Origin of the sequence: Streptomyces lonarensis (assembly GCF_012033735.1) — a bacterium.
Taxonomy (GTDB): domain Bacteria; phylum Actinomycetota; class Actinomycetes; order Streptomycetales; family Streptomycetaceae; genus Streptomyces; species Streptomyces lonarensis.
Window position 1 is genome coordinate 1 of record NZ_JAAVJD010000102.1, and the last position, 18445, is coordinate 18445.

Consider the following 18445-nt stretch of genomic DNA (forward strand, 5'->3'; position numbering starts at 1 on the left):
GCCCCCGCCCGGGACGGGGCGGGGGCGGTCGCGGGGAGGGTGCGCGCCGGTCGGCGTCGGAGTCAGAGCAGGCCGTCCCACATCTGCTCGACCAGCACGGACCACCAGTTCTCCGGGTCGGCCAGCGCCTGCCCGTCCAGCGACGCCAGCTCCAGCTGGAAGTCGCTCGTCCAGTGGCCCGCCTGCTCCGGGGTGAGGCCGAACCGCAGCCGCCACATCCGGCCCAGCAGCGCCATGGAGCGCGCGAACTGCGGCAGCGAGGAGTTGACGAACTGCGGGCGGGCGGGAGCGCCGCCCGGCCCGGCCTCCACCGGCACCGCCACGATGTACGCGGTGCCGTACTGCACGCACAGCTGCCGCCCGAAGTCGTTGCCGACGACGAGGTAGGAACCGGCGTCGGACGCCGGCTGCACGCCGCGCTCCTGAGCCAGCTCCGCCAGCGTCGGGATCGGGGTGCCCGGCCGGGCCTGCGCCCAGAAGAACGGTCCTATCTCCAGCGGCACCCCGGACCAGACCAGAGTCTGCGCCACGATGTCGGGCACGCCCTGGCGGGAGACCGACTGCTGGTCGAACCGGAAGACGCCCTGCGGCCCGAACGCCTGCTGCAGCTCCTGCCCGATGACGTCCAGGCCGACGGCCGGGGCCGTCGGGACGGACGGCACCGGCACGCGCACCGGAGCCGTCCGGGCAGGGCCGTCGGCGTACTGCTCCAGCTCGTCCTGGTGCTCCACCAGGTGGCGCACCCCGGCCTGCCGGGAGCCGTGGTCCGAGCCGTACGGCGCCGTGTGGGTGACCCGCACCTGCGGCCAGGTCTCCTGGATCATGCGGGAGCAGTAGCCGCCCGGCAGGGAGCACGACTGCAACTCGGTGTGCAGCTCGATGACCTGCTGCGGCGGCACGCCCAGCGCGTGCAGCTCGTGGAGCAGCTGCCACTCGGGGTGCGGCGTCCCCGGCGTCGAACGCCGGATCAGCCGGGCCTCGGAGCCGTCGGGCGCCCGGTACCGCAGCACCGCCATGTAGCCGGAGCCGACCGTCGGCCGGCTCTGCGGGTAGCCGTAGGCGCCGCTCGCGGGCGGCGGGGTCGCCGCGCCGAGCCCGCCACCGTGCGACGGCGGCGGGGAGGGCGGCGGCGGGGTGGAGCCCGCGGGGCCGGGGGGCGGCGTCGCGTGCGCCAGCATCGTCGCCGCGTGGTGGACGCCGTCACCGCCGCCCGTGCCGACCGGCGGCGGGGGCGGCGGCGGGGTGTCCCGCTTGGCCGCCTGGCTCTGGCGCTTGAGGTCGACCGCCGAGACCATCTGCGTCGGGACGTACGAGCTGTCGCCGCCGGTCTGCGGGTCGCGGGAGGCGGCGGATGCCTTGGCCGTGTCGGCCTCGGCGATGTCGGCGGCGCCGGTCGCGCGCGCGCTCGGCGGCGGGCCGGGCGGCGGAGGCGGCGTGGGGGTCTGCCGACCGGGGACCGCCTGGTGCACCGCCGTCGCCGGCAGCTCGCCGCGGGCGGGCATGATCGCCGTCCGGGCCTCGGCGTCGGCGAGGTCGGCGCCCTCCGGCCCGGCGGGGGAGTCGGGCTGGTTCACGACGGGTGTGGAGAACACCGTCGCGGGCGGCGGCATCGAGGCGTCGTCCGAGCCGGTCCCGGAGGTGTCGGTGGCGTCCCACGGCGAGCCACCGGGGGTGCCGCCGGGGGCGGCACGCGTCCCGGGCGCCGCGCCGGGCTCCGCCTCCGCCTGCGGGTTCAGCACCGCAAAGGGGTCCACCGGCTGCCCGGCCGACTCTGCCGGCTGCGACTCGTCGTCCTCGGGCCCGACGTGCTCCGGCACGTCCTCCGGCCGCAGCCCCGCGCCGGGGGTGCCGTGCGCGCCGACGGGCGCGTCGGCCGCGTCCGCCGCGTCGGCGGCCTCCGGGGCGCCGTCGGCCGTGTCGTCGGTCGGGGCGCTGTCGGCCGGGGTGCCGGGCCGGTTGTCGGGGATGCCCGCGCGGTCGGCCGCCTCCTGGAGCCACTGCGGCGGCGTCAGCAGGAAGGAGGTCGCCTCCAGATCGACGGCGGGCGGCTCCTGCTCGGGCTCCGGCGCCGCCGGGACGTCGCCGTACCGCGCCAGGTAGGCGTCTATGACCGCGTCCACCGGCAGCCCGGGCCACAGCGTCGTCTCGCCGCTGTCCCGGGCGATCACCAGCCGGCCGCCGGTCGGATGCCCGGCCGGGCCCTCGGCCCAGGCCACGAAGCCGAGGTCGAACTCGCGCACCACGACCGCGCGCCGCGCGTCCGCCGCGACCGAGGCGTTCACCCACCGCTCGGCGCGCTCCTGCGCCTGTGCGAACGTCACCATCGGTGTCTCACCTCTCCAGCGGGACGGCGTACGCGAACCCGCCGTCCACCATCAGATTGGCGACGGTGTCCAGCTCCGGCGGGTTGGCCGCCAGCCGCAGCAGGAACGCGTCGAAGTCGTCGCCGCACGGCAGCAGCAACCGGTCGACCCGCTCCTGGACCGTCAGGCCGTCCTTGTCCCGGGCGTCGTCCAGCGGGCACAGCCACACCGACCCGGTGTTCTCGCCCTTGACCTTCAGCGCGAGGATGCCGCCCTGGACGAACGCCACCCCGAGGTAGTCCTTGGTGAGGTGGTCGCGCAGGCACTTGTTGATGTAGACGAGGTCGTTGACCGCTGCCTCGTCGCGCAGCGTGAAGAACGGCTGGTCCAGCAACAGGCCCAGTTCCGCGTCGAGGGCGACGCCCTCCGGCACCCCGCCGCCGACGGCCTTGAGGAACATCCGGTAGGCCTCGGGAAGGCGGTAGCCGAGCTTGGCCTCCGCCCCCGCCACCAGCTCCTCCGGCACCCCGATGGGCTGCGGCACGGCGAAGTGCACCGGCTGCGGGTCCGCCAGCGGGCGGGTCCCGCGCTTGTCCTGGTCCACGGAGGTGGTGGAGAGGCCGCCGTGGTGGCGCAGCAGCGCCTTCACCTCGGCAGGCACCAGCTCCAGCCGCCGGGTCCCGGCCACGTGGTGCCAGGCCCACCCGTGGGGGGTCGCCACCGGGGGGACGTCGGCCCACAGCTCGTGGCCCTCGGCGTGCAGCGCCGCGTTGGCCGACACGTAGTCGGTCAGCCGCAGTTCGTCGACACCGAAGCCCTCCGGGGGCTCGGCGATCTCCGCCGCGGCGCGCGCGTAGGGCGAGAAGTCCGGGTAACCGTCGTCGTCGACCCGGATTCCCTGCGGGAAGCGGGCGGCGCGGACCGGGTCCGGGAACTGCACGACCTGTCCGGCGTAGGCCCTGTTCGGTGGCGCGGCCTGGTGCCCGAGCCGGCCTGTCGTCATGGCGTCTGCCCCCTGCTGCTGATCGCTGTTCCGCCACAGCCTATGGGGTCCCCGGTCCGGAGGGCACGGTGTGGCAAGCTGACGGATATGAGGTCCACGCCTCATCGCGGGGGAGGAACCACCACCATGAAGACGATTTCGGACAGCGGCCGACGCGCCGCCGGCGACCCCCGCCTCGGCTGGGCCCGCCCGGGCGCACCGCGCCTGCACCACCGCCGCGACGGCATCCTCCCCACGACCGCCGCCGCCCTCTCGCTGCCCGGTGAGGCCGTGCTCACGGCGACCGCGGCCCGCTCCGGTCCGGTGCCGGAGCCGCACCCCCTGGTGCGCAAGGTGCTCGACGGCCTCGGCCCCGCGCAGCGCGACCGCCACGTCGGCCGCTGCCCCGAGGTGACGCTCGTCTCGCGGCGCCTCACCGCCGCCGACGCCTCCAGCAACGGCCAGGCCCGCCGTGCCCTCAAGGGCGCACGGATCACCACGCGGCACATCCGGGAGGACGGCGACCCGCAGCACGGCGAGTACGCGCGGCACTGCCACTCCTGCACCGCGCTGCTCAACCACTTCGGCGTCCGCTCGATCAGCCCGGTCACCGACGCCACCACCGCGCTGCGGCTCCCCGTCCTCAAGGGGAAGGCCGCCACCGGCGGCGAGGGCACCGCCGCCGTGGTGGAGCAGGCGCTGGTCGACGCCGGCTGGGAGCCCGGCCGACGCGCCGAGGAGTCGGTGATCTGGGCGGCGGAACTGCGCAACCACCTCTCCTCGCTGGGCCACCCGCACGTCGTGGTGGCCGCGGCCGAGCAGCTGTGGGAGGAGTTCGGCTCCCTCACTGTGCTGCCGCGCGCGGGCGGCCGGGAGCACGTGCCGTGCCAGGTGACGGTGGCGCCGCTGCGGGGCCTGCACTGGGCCCGCACGCTGCGCGACCTCGGACAGGCGCTGGGCACCGAACTCTCACCGCTGGGGGAGGCCGGCCATCTCGGCCCGGACGCGCCGGGCGTCGGCGCGGGACTGCTCGCCGTCGACGAGCAGGGGCGCGTGTACTGCGTCGATCACACGGGCGACTGGTTCGCCGGGGAGGACCTGCGGTCGGCCCTCGGCGCGCTCCTCACCGGCACGCCGCTGGTCAGGCTCGACCCGCCGGAGTGACCGCCGGGCGGACCCGGCCCCGGCCCCGGTCCGCGCGGCCCGCGTGAGGCGGTCCGGTGGGCGGCGGCCCGCCGGCCGTCCTACGCGTCGTCGTCCTACGCGCCGTCGTCCCACGCGTCGCGGTCCGCCGCCGCGGGCGTCCGGCCCTCGGCGGTGAGCAGCGCCTCCCGGTAGGCGCGGGTCGCGGCGCGCAGCGCCGTCTCCGGATCGGTCCCGGCGGCCTCGGCCTCCGCGGCGAGCGCGAGCAGCCGGTACCCGACGCCCTCACCGCCCGGAAGCGGCACGTCGAGCCCCGCCTTGCGGGCGCGGCCGGTCAGTTTGGCGGCGAGCGCGAGCGAGGGCTGGCCGAGGGGGACGCCCTCGGTGACGGAGTGGCGGCGCTTCTCCGTCGCCTTGGCCCGCATCCACTGCTCCTTGACCGCCTCCTCGTCGGCGGCGACAGCGTCCCCGAACACGTGCGGGTGCCGGCCCACCAGCTTGGCCACGATGCCCGCCGCGACGTCGTCGACGGAGAACGGCGCCTCGGGGTGTTCCTCCGCGATCCGGGCGTGGAAGACGACCTGGAGCAGGACGTCACCCAGTTCCTCGCGCATCTCCTCCCGGTCGCCGGTCTCGACGGCCTCGACCAGCTCGTAGACCTCCTCGATGCCGTAGTGCGCCAGCTCCGCGTGGTCGCGGCGCGAGGCCCAGGGGCAGGCGATCCGGATGCGGTCCATGACCTCCACCAGGTCCAGCAGCCGCGCGCCGGGCAGGTCGTACGAGCCCGGGAGGAGTTCCAGGGAGGGCATCGCCGTGGCGCGTCCGGAGCCCGCGATCCGGGCCAGGCCGTCGGTGAGCCGGGGTTCGCCCTCGGCGCCGGTGAGGACGACCACCGTCCGGGGGCGCGTGGCCCCGGCCCCGCCGCCGGCCGGGGGAGCGGCGGTGAGGGCCTCCACCAGCTCCGCCGCGTCGGGCAGCTCGGCACCGGGGTCCGTCACCCGCACGCCCGCCTCGGCCAGGTAGGGCAGCTGCGGGTGGTCGGCCTGGCCGCACAGCACCTGGTCCGCGGCGCGCAGCGCCTCCCATGCGGGCCAGGAGAGCAGCCCGGGGGCGACGCGGTGGGTGGTGGTCAGCAGCACGATCCGGCCGGGGCCGGGCGTGGCGGCCGGGCCCCGGTCGGTGGCCGCGGGGGAGACGGGTGAGGGCGAGGCGGGAGAGGAGGTGCTCACCCCTGCAGCGTATCGGCGCGCTCCGCCAACCAGGGGGTGTCGCTGGTGGTGAAGCCACCGGTCTCGTAGTCCCACGCGCCGTAGCGGGGGTTGATGTCGACCCCGAGCCGCTCGGCGGTCTCGGCGACGGCGGGGCCGAGCCCCTGCTCGCCGATGCTCTCGACCAGGCCCTCGATCAGCAGCTGCTCGCGCAGCACGTCGTCGAGCTGGTCGATGGTGAAGGCGCCGCCCTCGTAGCTGAGGCCGAACTGCTCCAGCTGCTCGGTGTCGCCGAAGTTCTGCACCACGCGGTCGCGGGCCTCCTGGACCTGGCCGCGGGTGACGGTCACCCCGTTGTCCTCGGCGGTGCGCTCCAGCAGTTCGCGGCGGACCATCAGCTGCACGGTCTCCTGGGGGAGCGCGCCGGTGGCGGCGATCAGCTGGTCGGCGTTGTCGCTGGCGCGCTGGGCGGCGCGGACGTGCTCCACCTGGGACTGGACCTGCGAGACGCTGATGCGTTCGTCGCCGACGACGGCCGCGGCGCCCGGGTGCGAGTCGGTCGAGCAACCGGTGAGCAGCGGGGCGGCCACGAGCAGCGCGGCGGCCGAGACGGACAGTGCGGACGTGCGGCGCTTCACTGAGGATCTCCCGGCGGTGGGTCCGATGCGTGCGGTGATCTTACGGCCTGGACCCGCCGCCGCGGCAGGTGTCGAAACGGACCTTCTCGGTGACCTGTCGGAACCGGCCGGTCACACCCGGCCGACCCCGGGCGGGCGGACCCCGGCCCGCCCGGGCGTGGCGGACTCCCGCCGCGCGGTGGCCGCGGTCAGCCCTGCTGCCAGCGGCGGACGGCCGGGGCGAGCCGGTTGCGGCCGAACCGGTAGAGGTGCCCGGCGCCGCGCCGCACGATGCGCTTGAGGGCGGGTGGCCGTGCCGCGGTGGGGGAGCCGGTCAGCGGGGTGCCGTCGAGGGCGAAGCCCCGGCGCCCGACGAGGGTCTCCAGGTAGTCGCCGCTGCGCTCTGGGGTGTAGAAGGGCCGCGGCGGCGCGAGCGGGCCCCCGTCCCGCAGGTGGGCGAGGCGTTCCCGGGCGGCGCGGTAGGGGTCGGCGCGGCCGATGCCGTGCTCGGCCGCCCACTCCGGGCGGACGGTCGGCACGTGGCCGGCGTCGAGGTCGGCGAAGCTGGTCAGCAGCCCCGAGTGGACGAAGAAGTGGTTGCCGTGCGCCTCGCGGACACCGAAGTCGCTGAGCACGGCGGTCGGGATGGAGCGGTGGACCGACTCCACCGCGGCGGTCGAGCTGACGGTGACCAGCAGGTCGGTGCGGTCCAGCACCGACCCCATGTCGCCGTAGACCGGCCGCAGGTTCGGCGGTGCGTCGGGCAGCGACCGCAGGAGCTCCTGGTAGGGGAACCGCTCGGTGTGGGTGACGGCCTCGCCCGGCTGGTTGCGGAGCTTCAGCAGCACCTCGCGGTCGGGGTGGAGGCGGGCGTGGCGGGCGAGGTGCCGGACGAGGGAGAGCCGGGCCGCCTTGGTACCGGGGACCGACGGCTGCACGGCGAAGGTCACGGTGAACGGCCGGTCCCGCCCGGCGGCGCCGGGGTCGTGGGGGGTGCCGCCGAGGAACGGCAGGGCCGTCTCGACCACGCCCGCGGGGTCGATCCCGAGGCTGGTGTAGACGTCGCGGAAGCGGGCCGCGTCGTGGGCGCTGTTGGCGAGCACCAGGTCGGAGCCGCACCGCAGCAGCAGGCCGTCGACCATGTTCTCGTAGATGACCCCGACGTAGCCGGTCACCAGCGCGGGGCGCGAGGGGTGGTCACGCCACGCCCGCCCGAGGGTGTGGATCATCGTCAGCATGGTGCCGCCGGTGGTGCCGAGGACGACCACGTCCGCCGCGGAGACCGCGGGGTCGGTGGGGACGTCGGTGTAGTCCAGCGTGGCGGTGGTGTCCGGGACGATCCCGACCTCGTCTATCTGCCGCTGCGAGGGGGCGGTCCCCGAGCGCAGGAAGCGGGCGTCGATCGCGTGGTCCGGGGCGATGCGCCGGGCGACCAGGGCGGCCCACTTCCAGCGGCTGTCGGAGTCGGCGAGGACGACGGCGCGGGGCGCGGCGCTTCCCATGGTGGTGTTCCCTTCGGACGCCGTCCGCGGTGGCCTCGGGGCCGCCGGCGCGGGGCGCGTGTGTGGCGGTGCCGCGCGGGCCCGGGTGCGGCGTCGTCACGTCGGCCCGTTGCCGGGCTCCGGCCGTGGTGGGCCGGGGCGCGCGGGTGGGTGGTCGGATCGGTGGTGCGGCCGGGGTGCTCGCCCCCAGGTGGACAGTGATACCGGGAGGGGACGACGCGGAACTTGCCGTTCGGTGAACCGGCGGTGGCCCGGCGGCCACGCGGTGGCCACAGTCCCTGGTGGCGGCGGCGCCGCGTGCCGGTGGTGGGCGGCCGCGGCGGGCGTGCGCCGGGGGCGGGGGCGGTGGTGGCGTCGGCGTTCCGGTGGTCCCGTCGCGATCTTCCGCCTCCCGTCGTGGGTTTGTCGCGGCGCTGCTACAGGCCGCTTCCGGTGCTGGCGGGGCGCGGCGGGAGCTGCTGCGATGGGCACGTCGGTTCGAACGGGGGCCGGCGCACCGGAACACAGGGGGAAGACCATGGCTCAGCTGCGCACTCTGCGGGGACGGCGTCTGCGGATGGTCGCCGGGGTCGCTGCGGCGGCTCTGGCGGTCGGCGGACTGACGGCCTGCGACGAGTCGGAGATGCCGCTGGACCGCGGGCAGGAGAGCCGCGAGACGGCAGAGCCCGCGGACGACGCCGACGCCGACACGGACGCCGCCGACGACGCGGACGCCGATGAGGCGGCCGACGACGACGCGGACGACGCGGCCGAGGCCGGCGCGCCCGCCGAGGACGACGGCGCCGACCGCGACCAGGGCGACTTCCTCCGGGCAGGGCAGACCTTCGTGACCGCCGAGGGTCTGGAGATCACGGTGGAGGCCACCGAGGCGTTCACCCCCGCCGACTACGTGGACCACGAGGAGAACCCCACCAAGTTCGGGGTCTCCGTCACCAACGGTGCGGACGAGGACCATGACGTGGCCCTCCTCTACACCGTGCGTGCCGGGGAGCGCGGTGAGGAGGCGGACCGCATCTTCGACAGCGCCTCCCTCAAATCCGACCCGCGCGGCACGCTGAAGCCGGGCCGGACCGCCGGCGGCGAGGTCGGCTTCGACGTCCCGGCCGACGCGGAGTTCATCGACGTCACCGTTCAGCTCGTCGGCAGCCAGGACCGGGCCCACTGGAGCCTCGACCTCTGATCTCCGACCTCTGACCGCCGACCCGGCTTCTGCCGGATCGGACCGGTGGTGGCCGTCGCACATCGGTGCAGGCCGGCGCCGATCGCCGATCGCCGATCGCCGATCGCCGATCGCAGACCGGTTCCGGGTGACCCACGGGGTTGCCCGGTACCAGGGGAGGACGGGTCTCTCGTCCTCCCGGACGAGCGGGTCTCGTCCCCGTGCAGGAGGGGGCGGGCCACCCGCCGCCCGCGGGACCGCCTCACGGGCGGCCACCGCGGGTGACCGGCCCCGAGCCGTGGGGCCGAGCCCGGCCGTGCGGTCCGCGCCTGACAGGGGTAGGCGCGGGCCGCACGCCGGTGCGTTCCCCGGCGCCCGCCGGGCGCCCCGGCACCTCGCCCGGCCGCGCCCCCGGCCGCCGTCGGGGACGAAGATCCCCTAAGGGAACCTGCGACTTTCCACCGAGGGTCGGTTCCTCCCCGGGGGCGAGGAACCGTGGCGGATCCTTGCCTAGGCTCATGGCAATAAGAATGGGATAAGGCATAGGAGATCATCGTGACCACGCCCGCAGTGCACGAGACGACCGGCGCCGGGGGCCCGTCCGGCGCCGCGGCGCGCGCCGACGGAGTCACCAAGGCCTACGGGGCCGGCGACACGCAGGTCCTCGCGCTCGACCAGGTCAGCGTCAGCATCGAACGGGGGGCGTTCACCGCGATCATGGGCCCCTCGGGCTCCGGCAAGTCCACGCTGATGCACTGCCTGGCCGGACTGGACTCGGTGACCAGCGGCAAGGTCTGGGTGGGGGACACCGAGATCACGGGGCTGAAGGAGAAGAACCTCACCAAGCTCCGCCGCGACAGCATCGGCTTCATCTTCCAGGCGTTCAACCTGCTGCCGACCCTGACGGCGGCCGAGAACATCACCCTCCCCATGGACATCGCCGGCACCAAGCCGGACCAGGCGTGGCTGGACACCGTCGTCAACACGGTCGGCCTCTCCGGGCGGCTCAAGCACCGCCCCAACCAGCTCTCCGGCGGGCAGCAGCAGCGTGTCGCGGTCGCCCGCGCGCTCGCCTCGCGCCCGGCGATCATCTTCGGTGACGAGCCGACCGGAAACCTCGACTCGCGCGCCGGCGCCGAGGTCCTCCAGTTCCTGCGGAAGTCCGTGGACGAGCTCGGCCAGACCATCGTCATGGTCACCCACGACCCGGTGGCCGCCGCCTACGCGGACCGCATCGTCTTCCTCGCCGACGGCCGCATCGTCGACGAGATGATCGACCCGACCGCCGACAAGGTGCTGGACCGCATGCGGGGCTTCGACGCCCAGGGGCGTACGTCATGAGTGTGGTCAAGACATCCCTGCGCAACTTCTTCGCGCACAAGGGCCGGATGATCCTCTCCGGCGCGGCGGTGGCGCTGTCCGTCGCCTTCGTCTGCGGCACGCTGGTCTTCACAGCGACGATGCAGACCACCTTCGACAAGCTCTTCGCCGAGTCGGCGTCCGACGTGATGGTCGCGCCCGGCGAGGAGAGCCGCGCGATGGAGGAGTCCTCCTCCACGGGGCGTTTCGACGTCATGCCTCCCGAGGTCATCGGCGATATCGAGGCCGTCGACGGCGTCGACACCGCCGTCGGTGTCGCGGAGTCGGTCTCGCTCGTCGCCGTCGGCCCGGACAACGAGAGCGTCGGGCCCACCACGGGCGCGCCGACCATCGGCCTCAACTGGACCCACGTCGAACTCCGCACCATGGAGGAGCCGCAGGGCGCGCTGCCCGAGGGCCCCGACGAGATCATGATCGACGGCGAAACCGCGAGCTCCTCCGGGCTCGGTATCGGCGACACCGTGCGGATCATGAGCGTCAACGGCACCACCGAGCACACCATCACCGGCGTCGTCGACTTCGCGACCACCAACCCCGGCGCGGCCGTCGTCTACTTCGACACCGACACCGCGCAGCAGGTGCTGCTGGGCGCGGAGGGCTTCACCAGCGTCTACGTCGACGGTGACGGCAGCGTCTCCGACGAGGTGCTGCGCGACCGGGTCGCCGAGGCCATCGACACCTCCGGCGTGCGCGTGCTCACCAACGCCGAGTACACCCAGGAGAACCAGGACGCCCTCGGCGCGTTCTTCAACGTCATCCAGTACGTGCTGCTCGGCTTCGCGGGCATCGCGCTGCTGGTCGGCATCTTCCTGATCGTCAACACCTTCACCATGCTGGTCGCCCAGCGCACCCGCGAGATCGGGCTGTTCCGGGCGATCGGCGCCAGCCGCAAGCAGGTCAACCGCTCGGTGCTCATCGAGGCGCTGATCCTGGGCGTCGTCGGCTCCGTGCTGGGCTTTCTGCTCGGGGTGGCGCTGGCGGTCGGCCTGATGGCGCTCATGGGTGCGTTCGGGCTCAACCTCTCCACCGACGACCTGACCATCTCCACCGCGGTGCCGATCACCGGCATCGTGCTGGGCATCACCGTCACGCTGGTCGCGGCGTACTTCCCGGCGCGGCGTGCCGGGAAGATCACGCCGATGGCCGCGCTCTCGGACGCGGGCCTGCCCGGCGACAAGCGTGCCGGCCGCATCCGCGCCATCGTCGGCGCCGTCCTCACCGTCGCCGGCGCGCTGATGCTCTTCCTCACCACCACGGCGGAGGAGACCGGGGCCGCGGGCGGCTACCTCGGGCTCGGCATCCTGCTGACCCTGGTCGGCATGGTGGTCTTCGCCCCGGCGCTGGTCGGCGGCATCGTCAAGGCGCTCGCCGTGGTCCTGCTGCGGATCTTCGGCCCCGTCGGCCGGCTGGCGGAGCGCAACGCGCTCCGCAACCCGAACCGCACCGGCGGTACCGCCTCGGCGCTGATGATCGGCCTGGCGCTGGTCACCTCGCTCGCCGTGGTCGGCTCCTCCATGATCGCCTCCGCCACCGAGGAGATCGACCGCTCCATCGGCGCCGACTTCATCGTGCAGACCAACAACTTCCAGCCGGTGCTGCCCGAGGCCGCGGAAGCGGTGCGCAACGCCGACAACCTCTCCGCCGTCTCCGAGATGCGGGGGGTGCAGGCCGAGGTCACCGCCGACGGCGACTCCTTCGACCAGGGCTTCTCCGCGGTCGACGAGAGCTTCCCCGACATGATGCGCGTGGAGATGTCCGAGGGCAGCTTCGCCGACGCCCTCGCCCCCGGCGCGGTCGCGATCGGCGCTTCGCGTGCCGACACCGAGGACCTCTCGGTCGGTGACGAGATCACCGTCACCTTCGAGGGCGGCGAGGAGACCACCCTCACCATCGGCGGCATCACCGCCCCCGGCAGCAACCCGGACGCCTCGCCCGCGTACGTGTCGCTGGACACCGTCCGCGAGTCGGTGCCCGAGTCCGAGCTACCGCTGACGTGGATGCTGATGGCCATCGCCGACGAGGGCCAGCTCGACGTCGCCCGCGAGTCGCTGGAGACGGCGCTCGACCCCATGCCGCAGATGGAGGTCCGGGACCAGGCCGAGTACAAGGCGATGATCGAGGACCAGGTCGGTCAGCTGCTCAACATGGTCTACGGCCTGCTGGCACTGGCGATCATCGTCGCGGTCCTCGGCGTGGTGAACACCCTGGCGCTGTCCGTCGTCGAGCGGACCCGGGAGATCGGCCTGATGCGCGCCATCGGCCTCTCCCGGCGCCAGCTGCGCCGCATGATCCGCCTGGAGTCCATCGTCATCGCCCTCTTCGGCGCCATCCTCGGTGTCGCGATGGGCCTGGCGTGGGGCGGAGCCGCGCAGCAGATCCTGGCGCTGGAGGGGATGGGAATCCTCGTCCTGCCCTGGGGCACCATCGTCGCCGTGTTCATCGGCGCGGCGGTGGTCGGCCTGCTGGCCGCCCTGGTCCCCGCCTTCCGGGCCGGCAGGATGAACATCCTCAACGCCATCGCCACCGAGTAGGCGAGGCCGGCACCGCGGTCGTTGTCCGGCCGCTCGGCCGCTCAGGCCGGCGGCAGTCCGCCGCGCAGCCGCTCCATGTCGCGCCGGTCCCGTTTGGTGGGCCGGCCGGTGCCGCGGTCGCGGCGCCCGGCGGGGGCGACCGCCTCGCGCGGCGGGGGCGGCGGGCTGTTGTCCACGTAGCACTCGGCCGCCACCGGCGCCCCCACCCGCTTGCGGATGATCCGGCGGACCACGGCCACCCGCTGCCGTCCCTCGTGGAACAGCCGTACCTCGTCGCCCACCTTCACGGGGTGGGCCGGCTTCACCCGCTGGCCGTTCACCCGGACGTGGCCGCCCTTGCAGGCCGCCGCCGCCATGGCCCGCGTCTTGGTCAGCCGCACCGCCCAGATCCAGGCGTCGGTGCGCACGGTTCCCTCTTCGCCTGACATGCCACGACCCTACGTCCGCGGGCTGCCGCGCGGCACCGCCCCGGGCGCCCGCGGACGGAGGGGCGCGCCCCGCCCCGCCGCCCGCTGCGACGTGCGGGGGGGCCGTGCCCGTGGCCGTGCCCGCGGCCGCCGCCGACCGGGCGGGGTGACGGTGGCAGCCCGTACCCTGGAAAGCCGGACGACCCGGGCGTACACCGCGTCCGGGCCCGGCAGCGTGCCCTGACCCCGGGATGGAACTTCGCTCATGAGCCTGACTGGCCTCCTCGACGCCGTCGTCGCCGACCCCGCGCTCGCCGAGGCGGTCGCCGCGGCCCGCACCGGCCACCGCCGCCACGTGGACCTGGTCGGCCCGCCGGCCGCCCGCCCGTTCGCCGTCGCGGCGCTCGCGCGCGAGAGCCGGCGCACCGTGCTGGCCGTCACCGCGACCGGCCGGGAGGCCGAGGACCTCGCCGGCGCGCTGCGCTCGCTGCTGCCGCCGGACGACGTCGTGGAGTTCCCCGCCTGGGAGACCCTGCCGCACGAGCGGCTCTCGCCGCGCTCCGACACGGTCGGCCGCCGGCTGGCGGTGCTGCGCCGCCTGGCGCACCCGCGCGGCGACGACCCGGCCGCCGGGCCGGTGCAGGTGGTGGTCGCACCCATTCGCGCCGTGCTCCAGCCGCAGGTCAAGGGGTTGGGCGACCTGGAGCCGGTCGCGCTGCGCGGCGGGCAGAGCGCCGACCTCTCCGCCGTCACCGAGGCGCTGGCGGCCGCCGCCTACTCCCGGGTGGAGCTGGTGGAGAAGCGCGGCGAGTTCGCGGTCCGCGGCGGCATCCTCGACGTCTTCCCGCCCACCGAGGAGCACCCGCTGCGCGTGGAGTTCTGGGGCGACGAGGTCGAGGAGGTCCGCTACTTCAAGGTCGCCGACCAGCGCTCGCTGGAGGTCGCGGAGCACGGCGTGTGGGCGCCCCCGTGCCGGGAACTCCTCCTCACCCCGCAGGTGCGGGAGCGCGCCGCCGAGCTGGCCCGGGAGCACCCGGAGCTGGCCGAGCTGCTCACCAAGATCGCCGAGGGCATCGCCGTCGAGGGCATGGAGTCCCTCGCCCCCGTCCTGGTCGACGACATGGAGCAGCTGCTCGACGTGGTGCCCGAGCGCACCCTCGCCGTGGTGTGCGACCCGGAGCGGGTCCGCACCCGCGCCACCGACCTCGTCGCGACCAGCCAGGAGTTCCTCCAGGCGTCCTGGGCCGCCGCCGCGATGAACGACGACGCGGAGGCGCCGATCGACCTCGGCGCCGCGTCGCTGCGCTCGCTGGCCGAGGTGCGGGAGCGCGCCGCGCAGCTCGGCATCGGCTGGTGGACGGTCAGCCCGTTCGGGGCCGACAGCGAGGCCGGGGGCGCCGACGACACCGACGACACCCTGCGGCTGGGGCTGCGCGCACCGGAGAGCTACCGGGGCGACACCGCCCGCGCGCTGGCCGACACCAAGGGCTGGATCGCCGACGGCTGGCGCGTCGTCTACCTCTCCGAGGGGCAGGGACCGGCGGCCCGGATGACCGAGGTGCTGGGCGACTCCGGGGTGCCCGCCCGGCGGGAGGCGGCGGTCGCGTCGGAGCCCGCGCCGTCCGTGGTCCAGGTGGCCTGCGGCGTCCTCGACACCGGGCTGATCGCGCCCGGCATCCGGCTCGCCGTCCTCACCGAGACCGACCTCACCGGGCAGAAGACCGCCGCCCGCAGCGGCGCGCGCATGCCGGCCCGGCGCCGCAAGACCCTCGACCCGCTGTCGCTGGAACCGGGCGACTACATCGTCCACGAGCAGCACGGCGTCGGCCGCTACGTCGAGATGGTGCAGCGCACCGTGCAGGGCGCCACCCGCGAGTACCTGCTGGTCGAGTACGCCCCGGCCAAACGCGGCCAGCCCGGCGACCGGCTCTTCGTCCCGACCGACCAGCTGGAGCAGGTCACCAAGTACGTCGGCGGCGAGGCGCCGTCGCTGCACCGGCTCGGCGGCGCCGACTGGACCAAGACCAAGGCACGCGCCAAGAAGGCGGTCAAGGAGATCGCCGCCGACCTCATCAAGCTGTACTCGGCGCGGATGGCGGCCCCCGGCCACGCCTTCGGGGCGGACACCCCCTGGCAGCGGGAGCTGGAGGACGCCTTCGCCTACGTGGAGACCCCCGACCAGCTGACCACGGTCGCCGAGGTCAAGACCGACATGGAGAAGCCGATCCCCATGGACCGGCTGATCTGCGGCGACGTCGGCTACGGCAAGACCGAGATCGCGGTGCGGGCCGCCTTCAAGGCGGTGCAGGACGGCAAGCAGGTCGCGGTGCTGGTCCCGACGACGCTCCTGGTGCAGCAGCACTTCGGCACCTTCTCCGAGCGGTACGCGCAGTTCCCGGTGCGGGTCCGCTCGCTCTCGCGGTTCCAGTCGGACAGCGAGTCCAAGGCGGTGATGGAGGGGCTGCGGGACGGCTCGGTGGACGTGGTCATCGGCACGCACCGGCTGTTCTCCTCGGAGACCAAGTTCAAGGAGCTGGGCCTGGTCATCGTCGACGAGGAGCAGCGCTTCGGCGTCGAGCACAAGGAGCAGCTGAAGAAGCTGCGCGCCAACGTGGACGTCCTGACGATGTCGGCGACGCCGATCCCGCGGACCCTGGAGATGGCGGTCACCGGCATCCGGGAGATGTCGACGATCACCACCCCGCCGGAGGAGCGCCACCCGGTGCTCACCTTCGTGGGGCCCTACGAGGAGCGGCAGATCGGGGCGGCGCTCCGGCGGGAGCTGCTGCGCGAGGGGCAGGTCTTCTACATCCACAACCGGGTGGAGTCGATCGACCGGGCCGCCGCGCGGCTGCGGCAGATCGTGCCGGAGGCGCGGATCGCGACGGCCCACGGCCAGATGTCGGAGAGCGCGCTGGAGCGGGTGGTGGTCGACTTCTGGGAGAAGAAGTTCGACGTGCTGGTCTCCACCACCATCGTGGAGTCGGGCATCGACATCTCCAACGCCAACACCCTGATCGTGGAGCGTGGCGACACCTTCGGCCTGTCGCAGCTGCACCAGCTGCGGGGCCGGGTGGGCCGCGGCCGGGACCGCGGCTACGCGTACTTCCTCTACCCGCCGGAGAAGCCGCTGACGGAGACCGCGCACGAGCGGCTGGCGACGATCGCGCAGCACACCGAGATGGGTGCGGGCATGTACGTGGCGATGAAGGACCTGGAGATCCGCGGCGCCGGCAACCTGCTGGGCGGCGAGCAGTCCGGGCACATCGCCGGCGTCGGGTTCGACCTGTACGTGCGGATGGTCGGTGAGGCGGTCGCCGACTACCGGGCGTCGGTGGAGTCGGGCGGCGAGCCCGAGGAGACGCTGCTGGACGTCAAGATCGAGCTGCCGGTGGACGCGCACGTCCCGCACGACTACGCGCCGGGGGAGCGGCTGCGGCTCCAGGCGTACCGGGCAATCGCGGCGGCCTCCTCGGAGGACGACGTGCGCGCGGTGCGGGAGGAGCTGACCGACCGCTACGGGGCGCTGCCGGAGCCGGTGGAGAACTTGCTGCTGGTCGCCGGGCTGCGGATGCTGGCCCGCTCGTGCGGGGTCGGCGACATCACCCTCCAGGGCAACAAGATCCGCTTCTCCCCGGTCGAGCTGCGGGAGTCGCAGGAGATGCGGCTGAAGCGGCTGCACCCGGGCGCGGTGATCAAGGAGGCCACCTCGCAGGTGCTGGTGCCGCGGCCGATGACGGCGCGCGTGGGCGGCAAGCCCGTCACCGGCCGGGAGCTGCTGGCCTGGACGGGCGAGTTCCTGACCACGGTCGTCGGCAGCTGACGCGCCGGCCGGGCGGGGCGGCGTGCTGCCCCACCCGGCCGTGGGCCGCGGCCGCCCCCACGCGACCCGGCCCGACCCACCCCGGCGTCGAGGGGCTGCCCCGGAGCCCCCTGGGCACCGGGCCGGCCCCGAACCCGACGGTCGCCGCGGCTCAGAACTCGTGGGTCCAGAAGGCCGACTCGGAGTCCCAGTCGCTCAGCTCGGTGAACTCGACGGTGAGCGAGTCCGCGTCGTCGGGGACGTCGAACGCGATCTTGCTGGTGCTCTTCTTGCCGGGCAGTACGCTGCCCATCGAGCCGTTCCCGAGCTGCTCGAACGAGAAGACCTGGGGGGCTTCGACGCCGTCGTCGCCGGCACGGCCCTGGAAGACAGTCATGTCGCCGTCGTAGCTCTCGTCGCCGGTGTTCTCCAGGACGACGGTGAACGTGTACGCGGTGTACCCCTCGCCGCCGAACTCGTCCCACTCCTCCTGCGGCTCCAGGACCTCCGGGTCGCTGATGGTGACCTTCAGCCCGATGTTGTCGTAGACGGCGGTCTCACCGATGGCGAAGGTGCCGCCGGCGCCCCCGTCGGCGTCGGCCTGCTCGGCGTCGTCGGTGTCGTCCTTCGCCTCGTCGTCCGTGTCGGCCTTGTCGTCGTCCGCGTCGTCGGAGGCCGCGGACTCCGAGGAGCCGGTGTCCCGCTGGGGCTTGTCGCCCTCGTCGGTGCAGGCGGTGAGGCCGCCCATCAGCAGGGCGGTGCCGGCGACCCCGGCCACCGCGAGCATCCGCTGCCGTGCGGCGCCGTACTGCGAACGGCGGCCTCTGATGCCGGCGGTGTTCTTCCCCATGGTGATTCCCCTCCCGGTACACGAACCGGCTCCCCTGAACCGGCCCCATCATCAGATCACACGCCTGTGAATCGCGTCAACAGCCAGATTGGGGCACGGGATCGCTTGCCGTGTACCGGTACGTTCACGGACACTGGGAAGGCGCCGGCCGGCGTCGTGGACAGGAGTGGAACGTGAGCACACCGGAGATCCAGGCTGTCCCGGCAGAGCAACCCGAGGTCACGGCCGCAGGGATCGCCCGGCTCGCCGGCGTCGGCCGCGCCGCCGTGAGCAACTGGCGGCGGCGGCACGCCGACTTCCCGCAGCCGGTCGGCGGCACCGCGGCCAGCCCCGCCTTCGCGCTGCGCGAGGTGGAGGAGTGGCTCCGCCGCCACGGCAAGGCCGCCCGCGTCCCCACCGAGGAGCGGGCCTGGCAACTCCTCGTCGCCGAACCCGGCGAGCCGTCCGCCACCCTCGTCGCCGTCGGGGAGCTGCTCCTCGGCGGCTCGGTCGAGACCGCCACCGGCGCCCCCGCCCCGGCCGAGCCCGCCCCGCCCGAGCCCGGCCCGCCCGCCGCCGACC

General features: G+C 74.4%; 13 protein-coding genes. 6 read left to right on the top strand and 7 right to left on the bottom strand.

The window, feature by feature from the left end; translation table 11 throughout:
• Nucleotides 1–62: 62 nt before the first annotated feature.
• Nucleotides 63–2324, bottom strand: coding sequence for an SUKH-4 family immunity protein (locus tag HCN56_RS14140; RefSeq protein WP_167971031.1), 2262 nt, complete (start codon nucleotides 2322–2324; stop codon nucleotides 63–65).
• A gap of 7 nt (nucleotides 2325–2331) precedes the next feature.
• Nucleotides 2332–3306 (bottom strand): SMI1/KNR4 family protein, encoded by a 975-nt coding sequence (locus HCN56_RS14145; protein WP_167971033.1) that lies wholly within the window; start codon nucleotides 3304–3306, stop codon nucleotides 2332–2334.
• A gap of 126 nt (nucleotides 3307–3432) precedes the next feature.
• Here HCN56_RS14145 and HCN56_RS27245 point away from each other — a divergent pair, with 126 nt between their 5' ends.
• The gene (locus HCN56_RS27245; protein ID WP_167971035.1) at nucleotides 3433–4449 is read left to right on the top strand and encodes an SUKH-3 domain-containing protein; all 1017 of its coding nucleotides are present in this window, start codon (nucleotides 3433–3435) and stop codon (nucleotides 4447–4449) included.
• Between the two features lie 95 nt (nucleotides 4450–4544).
• Here the strand turns inward: HCN56_RS27245 and HCN56_RS14155 are convergent, their stop codons facing one another.
• The 3 genes from HCN56_RS14155 to HCN56_RS14165 all read right to left on the bottom strand — a co-directional run bounded on the left by HCN56_RS14155 (nucleotide 4545) and on the right by HCN56_RS14165 (nucleotide 7755).
• Nucleotides 4545–5657 (bottom strand): nucleoside triphosphate pyrophosphohydrolase, encoded by a 1113-nt coding sequence (locus HCN56_RS14155; protein WP_167971037.1) that lies wholly within the window; start codon nucleotides 5655–5657, stop codon nucleotides 4545–4547.
• Nucleotides 5654–6274 carry a SurA N-terminal domain-containing protein gene (locus HCN56_RS14160; RefSeq protein ID WP_167971039.1) on the bottom strand — a complete coding sequence of 207 codons (621 nt, stop codon included), beginning with the start codon at nucleotides 6272–6274 and terminating at the stop codon, nucleotides 5654–5656. The genes HCN56_RS14155 and HCN56_RS14160 overlap by 4 nt, the downstream gene beginning before the upstream one ends.
• Nucleotides 6275–6462: 188 nt before the next feature.
• Nucleotides 6463–7755: a DUF6716 putative glycosyltransferase gene (locus HCN56_RS14165; RefSeq protein WP_167971041.1), complete on the bottom strand. Its 1293-nt coding sequence runs from the start codon at nucleotides 7753–7755 to the stop codon at nucleotides 6463–6465.
• Between the two features lie 517 nt (nucleotides 7756–8272).
• Between HCN56_RS14165 and HCN56_RS14170 the strand changes: the two genes are divergently transcribed.
• The 3 genes from HCN56_RS14170 (at nucleotide 8273) to HCN56_RS14180 (ending at nucleotide 12825) form a co-directional block, all read left to right on the top strand.
• On the top strand, nucleotides 8273–8935 hold the full coding sequence (locus tag HCN56_RS14170) for a DUF4352 domain-containing protein (RefSeq protein ID WP_167971043.1): 663 nt from the start codon (nucleotides 8273–8275) through the stop codon (nucleotides 8933–8935).
• A gap of 534 nt (nucleotides 8936–9469) precedes the next feature.
• Entirely contained in the window at nucleotides 9470–10255 is a 786-nt protein-coding gene (locus tag HCN56_RS14175; protein WP_376770876.1) for an ABC transporter ATP-binding protein, read from the top strand.
• Nucleotides 10252–12825, top strand: a complete 2574-nt coding sequence (locus tag HCN56_RS14180; protein WP_167971045.1) for an ABC transporter permease — start codon at nucleotides 10252–10254, stop codon at nucleotides 12823–12825. Before HCN56_RS14175 ends, HCN56_RS14180 begins: the two co-directional genes overlap by 4 nt.
• Nucleotides 12826–12866: 41 nt before the next feature.
• On the opposite strand, the gene HCN56_RS14185 is transcribed toward HCN56_RS14180, so the two are convergent.
• Entirely contained in the window at nucleotides 12867–13253 is a 387-nt protein-coding gene (locus HCN56_RS14185) for an Hsp15 family ribosome-associated heat shock protein (protein WP_167971047.1), read from the bottom strand.
• 244 nt (nucleotides 13254–13497) lie between these two features.
• On the opposite strand from HCN56_RS14185, the gene mfd reads away from it, so the two are divergent.
• Nucleotides 13498–17055, top strand: a complete 3558-nt coding sequence (mfd, locus tag HCN56_RS14190) for a transcription-repair coupling factor (RefSeq protein WP_167971049.1) — start codon at nucleotides 13498–13500, stop codon at nucleotides 17053–17055.
• 151 nt (nucleotides 17056–17206) lie between these two features.
• Here mfd and HCN56_RS14195 read toward each other — a convergent pair whose 3' ends face one another.
• A complete protein-coding gene (locus tag HCN56_RS14195) occupies nucleotides 17207–17884 on the bottom strand; it encodes a DUF4352 domain-containing protein (RefSeq protein ID WP_167971051.1) in 678 nt (225 codons plus the stop codon).
• A 173-nt stretch (nucleotides 17885–18057) separates the two neighbouring features.
• Here HCN56_RS14195 and HCN56_RS26420 point away from each other — a divergent pair.
• Nucleotides 18058–18445 (top strand): helix-turn-helix transcriptional regulator (locus HCN56_RS26420; protein WP_376770877.1); only part of this gene is annotated, 388 nt, incomplete at its 3' end.

What these genes read in the sequence shown, in the direction of transcription:
- HCN56_RS14140 (WP_167971031.1), bottom strand. Translation starts at nt 2,324, where the DNA reads ATGGTGACGTTCGCACAGGCGCAGGAGCGCGCCGAGCGGTGGGTGAAC.
- HCN56_RS14145 (WP_167971033.1), bottom strand. Translation starts at nt 3,306, where the DNA reads ATGACGACAGGCCGGCTCGGGCACCAGGCCGCGCCACCGAACAGGGCC.
- HCN56_RS27245 (WP_167971035.1), top strand. Translation starts at nt 3,433, where the DNA reads ATGAAGACGATTTCGGACAGCGGCCGACGCGCCGCCGGCGACCCCCGC.
- HCN56_RS14165 (WP_167971041.1), bottom strand. Translation starts at nt 7,755, where the DNA reads ATGGGAAGCGCCGCGCCCCGCGCCGTCGTCCTCGCCGACTCCGACAGC.
- HCN56_RS14170 (WP_167971043.1), top strand. Translation starts at nt 8,273, where the DNA reads ATGGCTCAGCTGCGCACTCTGCGGGGACGGCGTCTGCGGATGGTCGCC.
- HCN56_RS14180 (WP_167971045.1), top strand. Translation starts at nt 10,252, where the DNA reads ATGAGTGTGGTCAAGACATCCCTGCGCAACTTCTTCGCGCACAAGGGC.
- HCN56_RS14185 (WP_167971047.1), bottom strand. Translation starts at nt 13,253, where the DNA reads ATGTCAGGCGAAGAGGGAACCGTGCGCACCGACGCCTGGATCTGGGCG.
- mfd (WP_167971049.1), top strand. Translation starts at nt 13,498, where the DNA reads ATGAGCCTGACTGGCCTCCTCGACGCCGTCGTCGCCGACCCCGCGCTC.
- HCN56_RS14195 (WP_167971051.1), bottom strand. Translation starts at nt 17,884, where the DNA reads ATGGGGAAGAACACCGCCGGCATCAGAGGCCGCCGTTCGCAGTACGGC.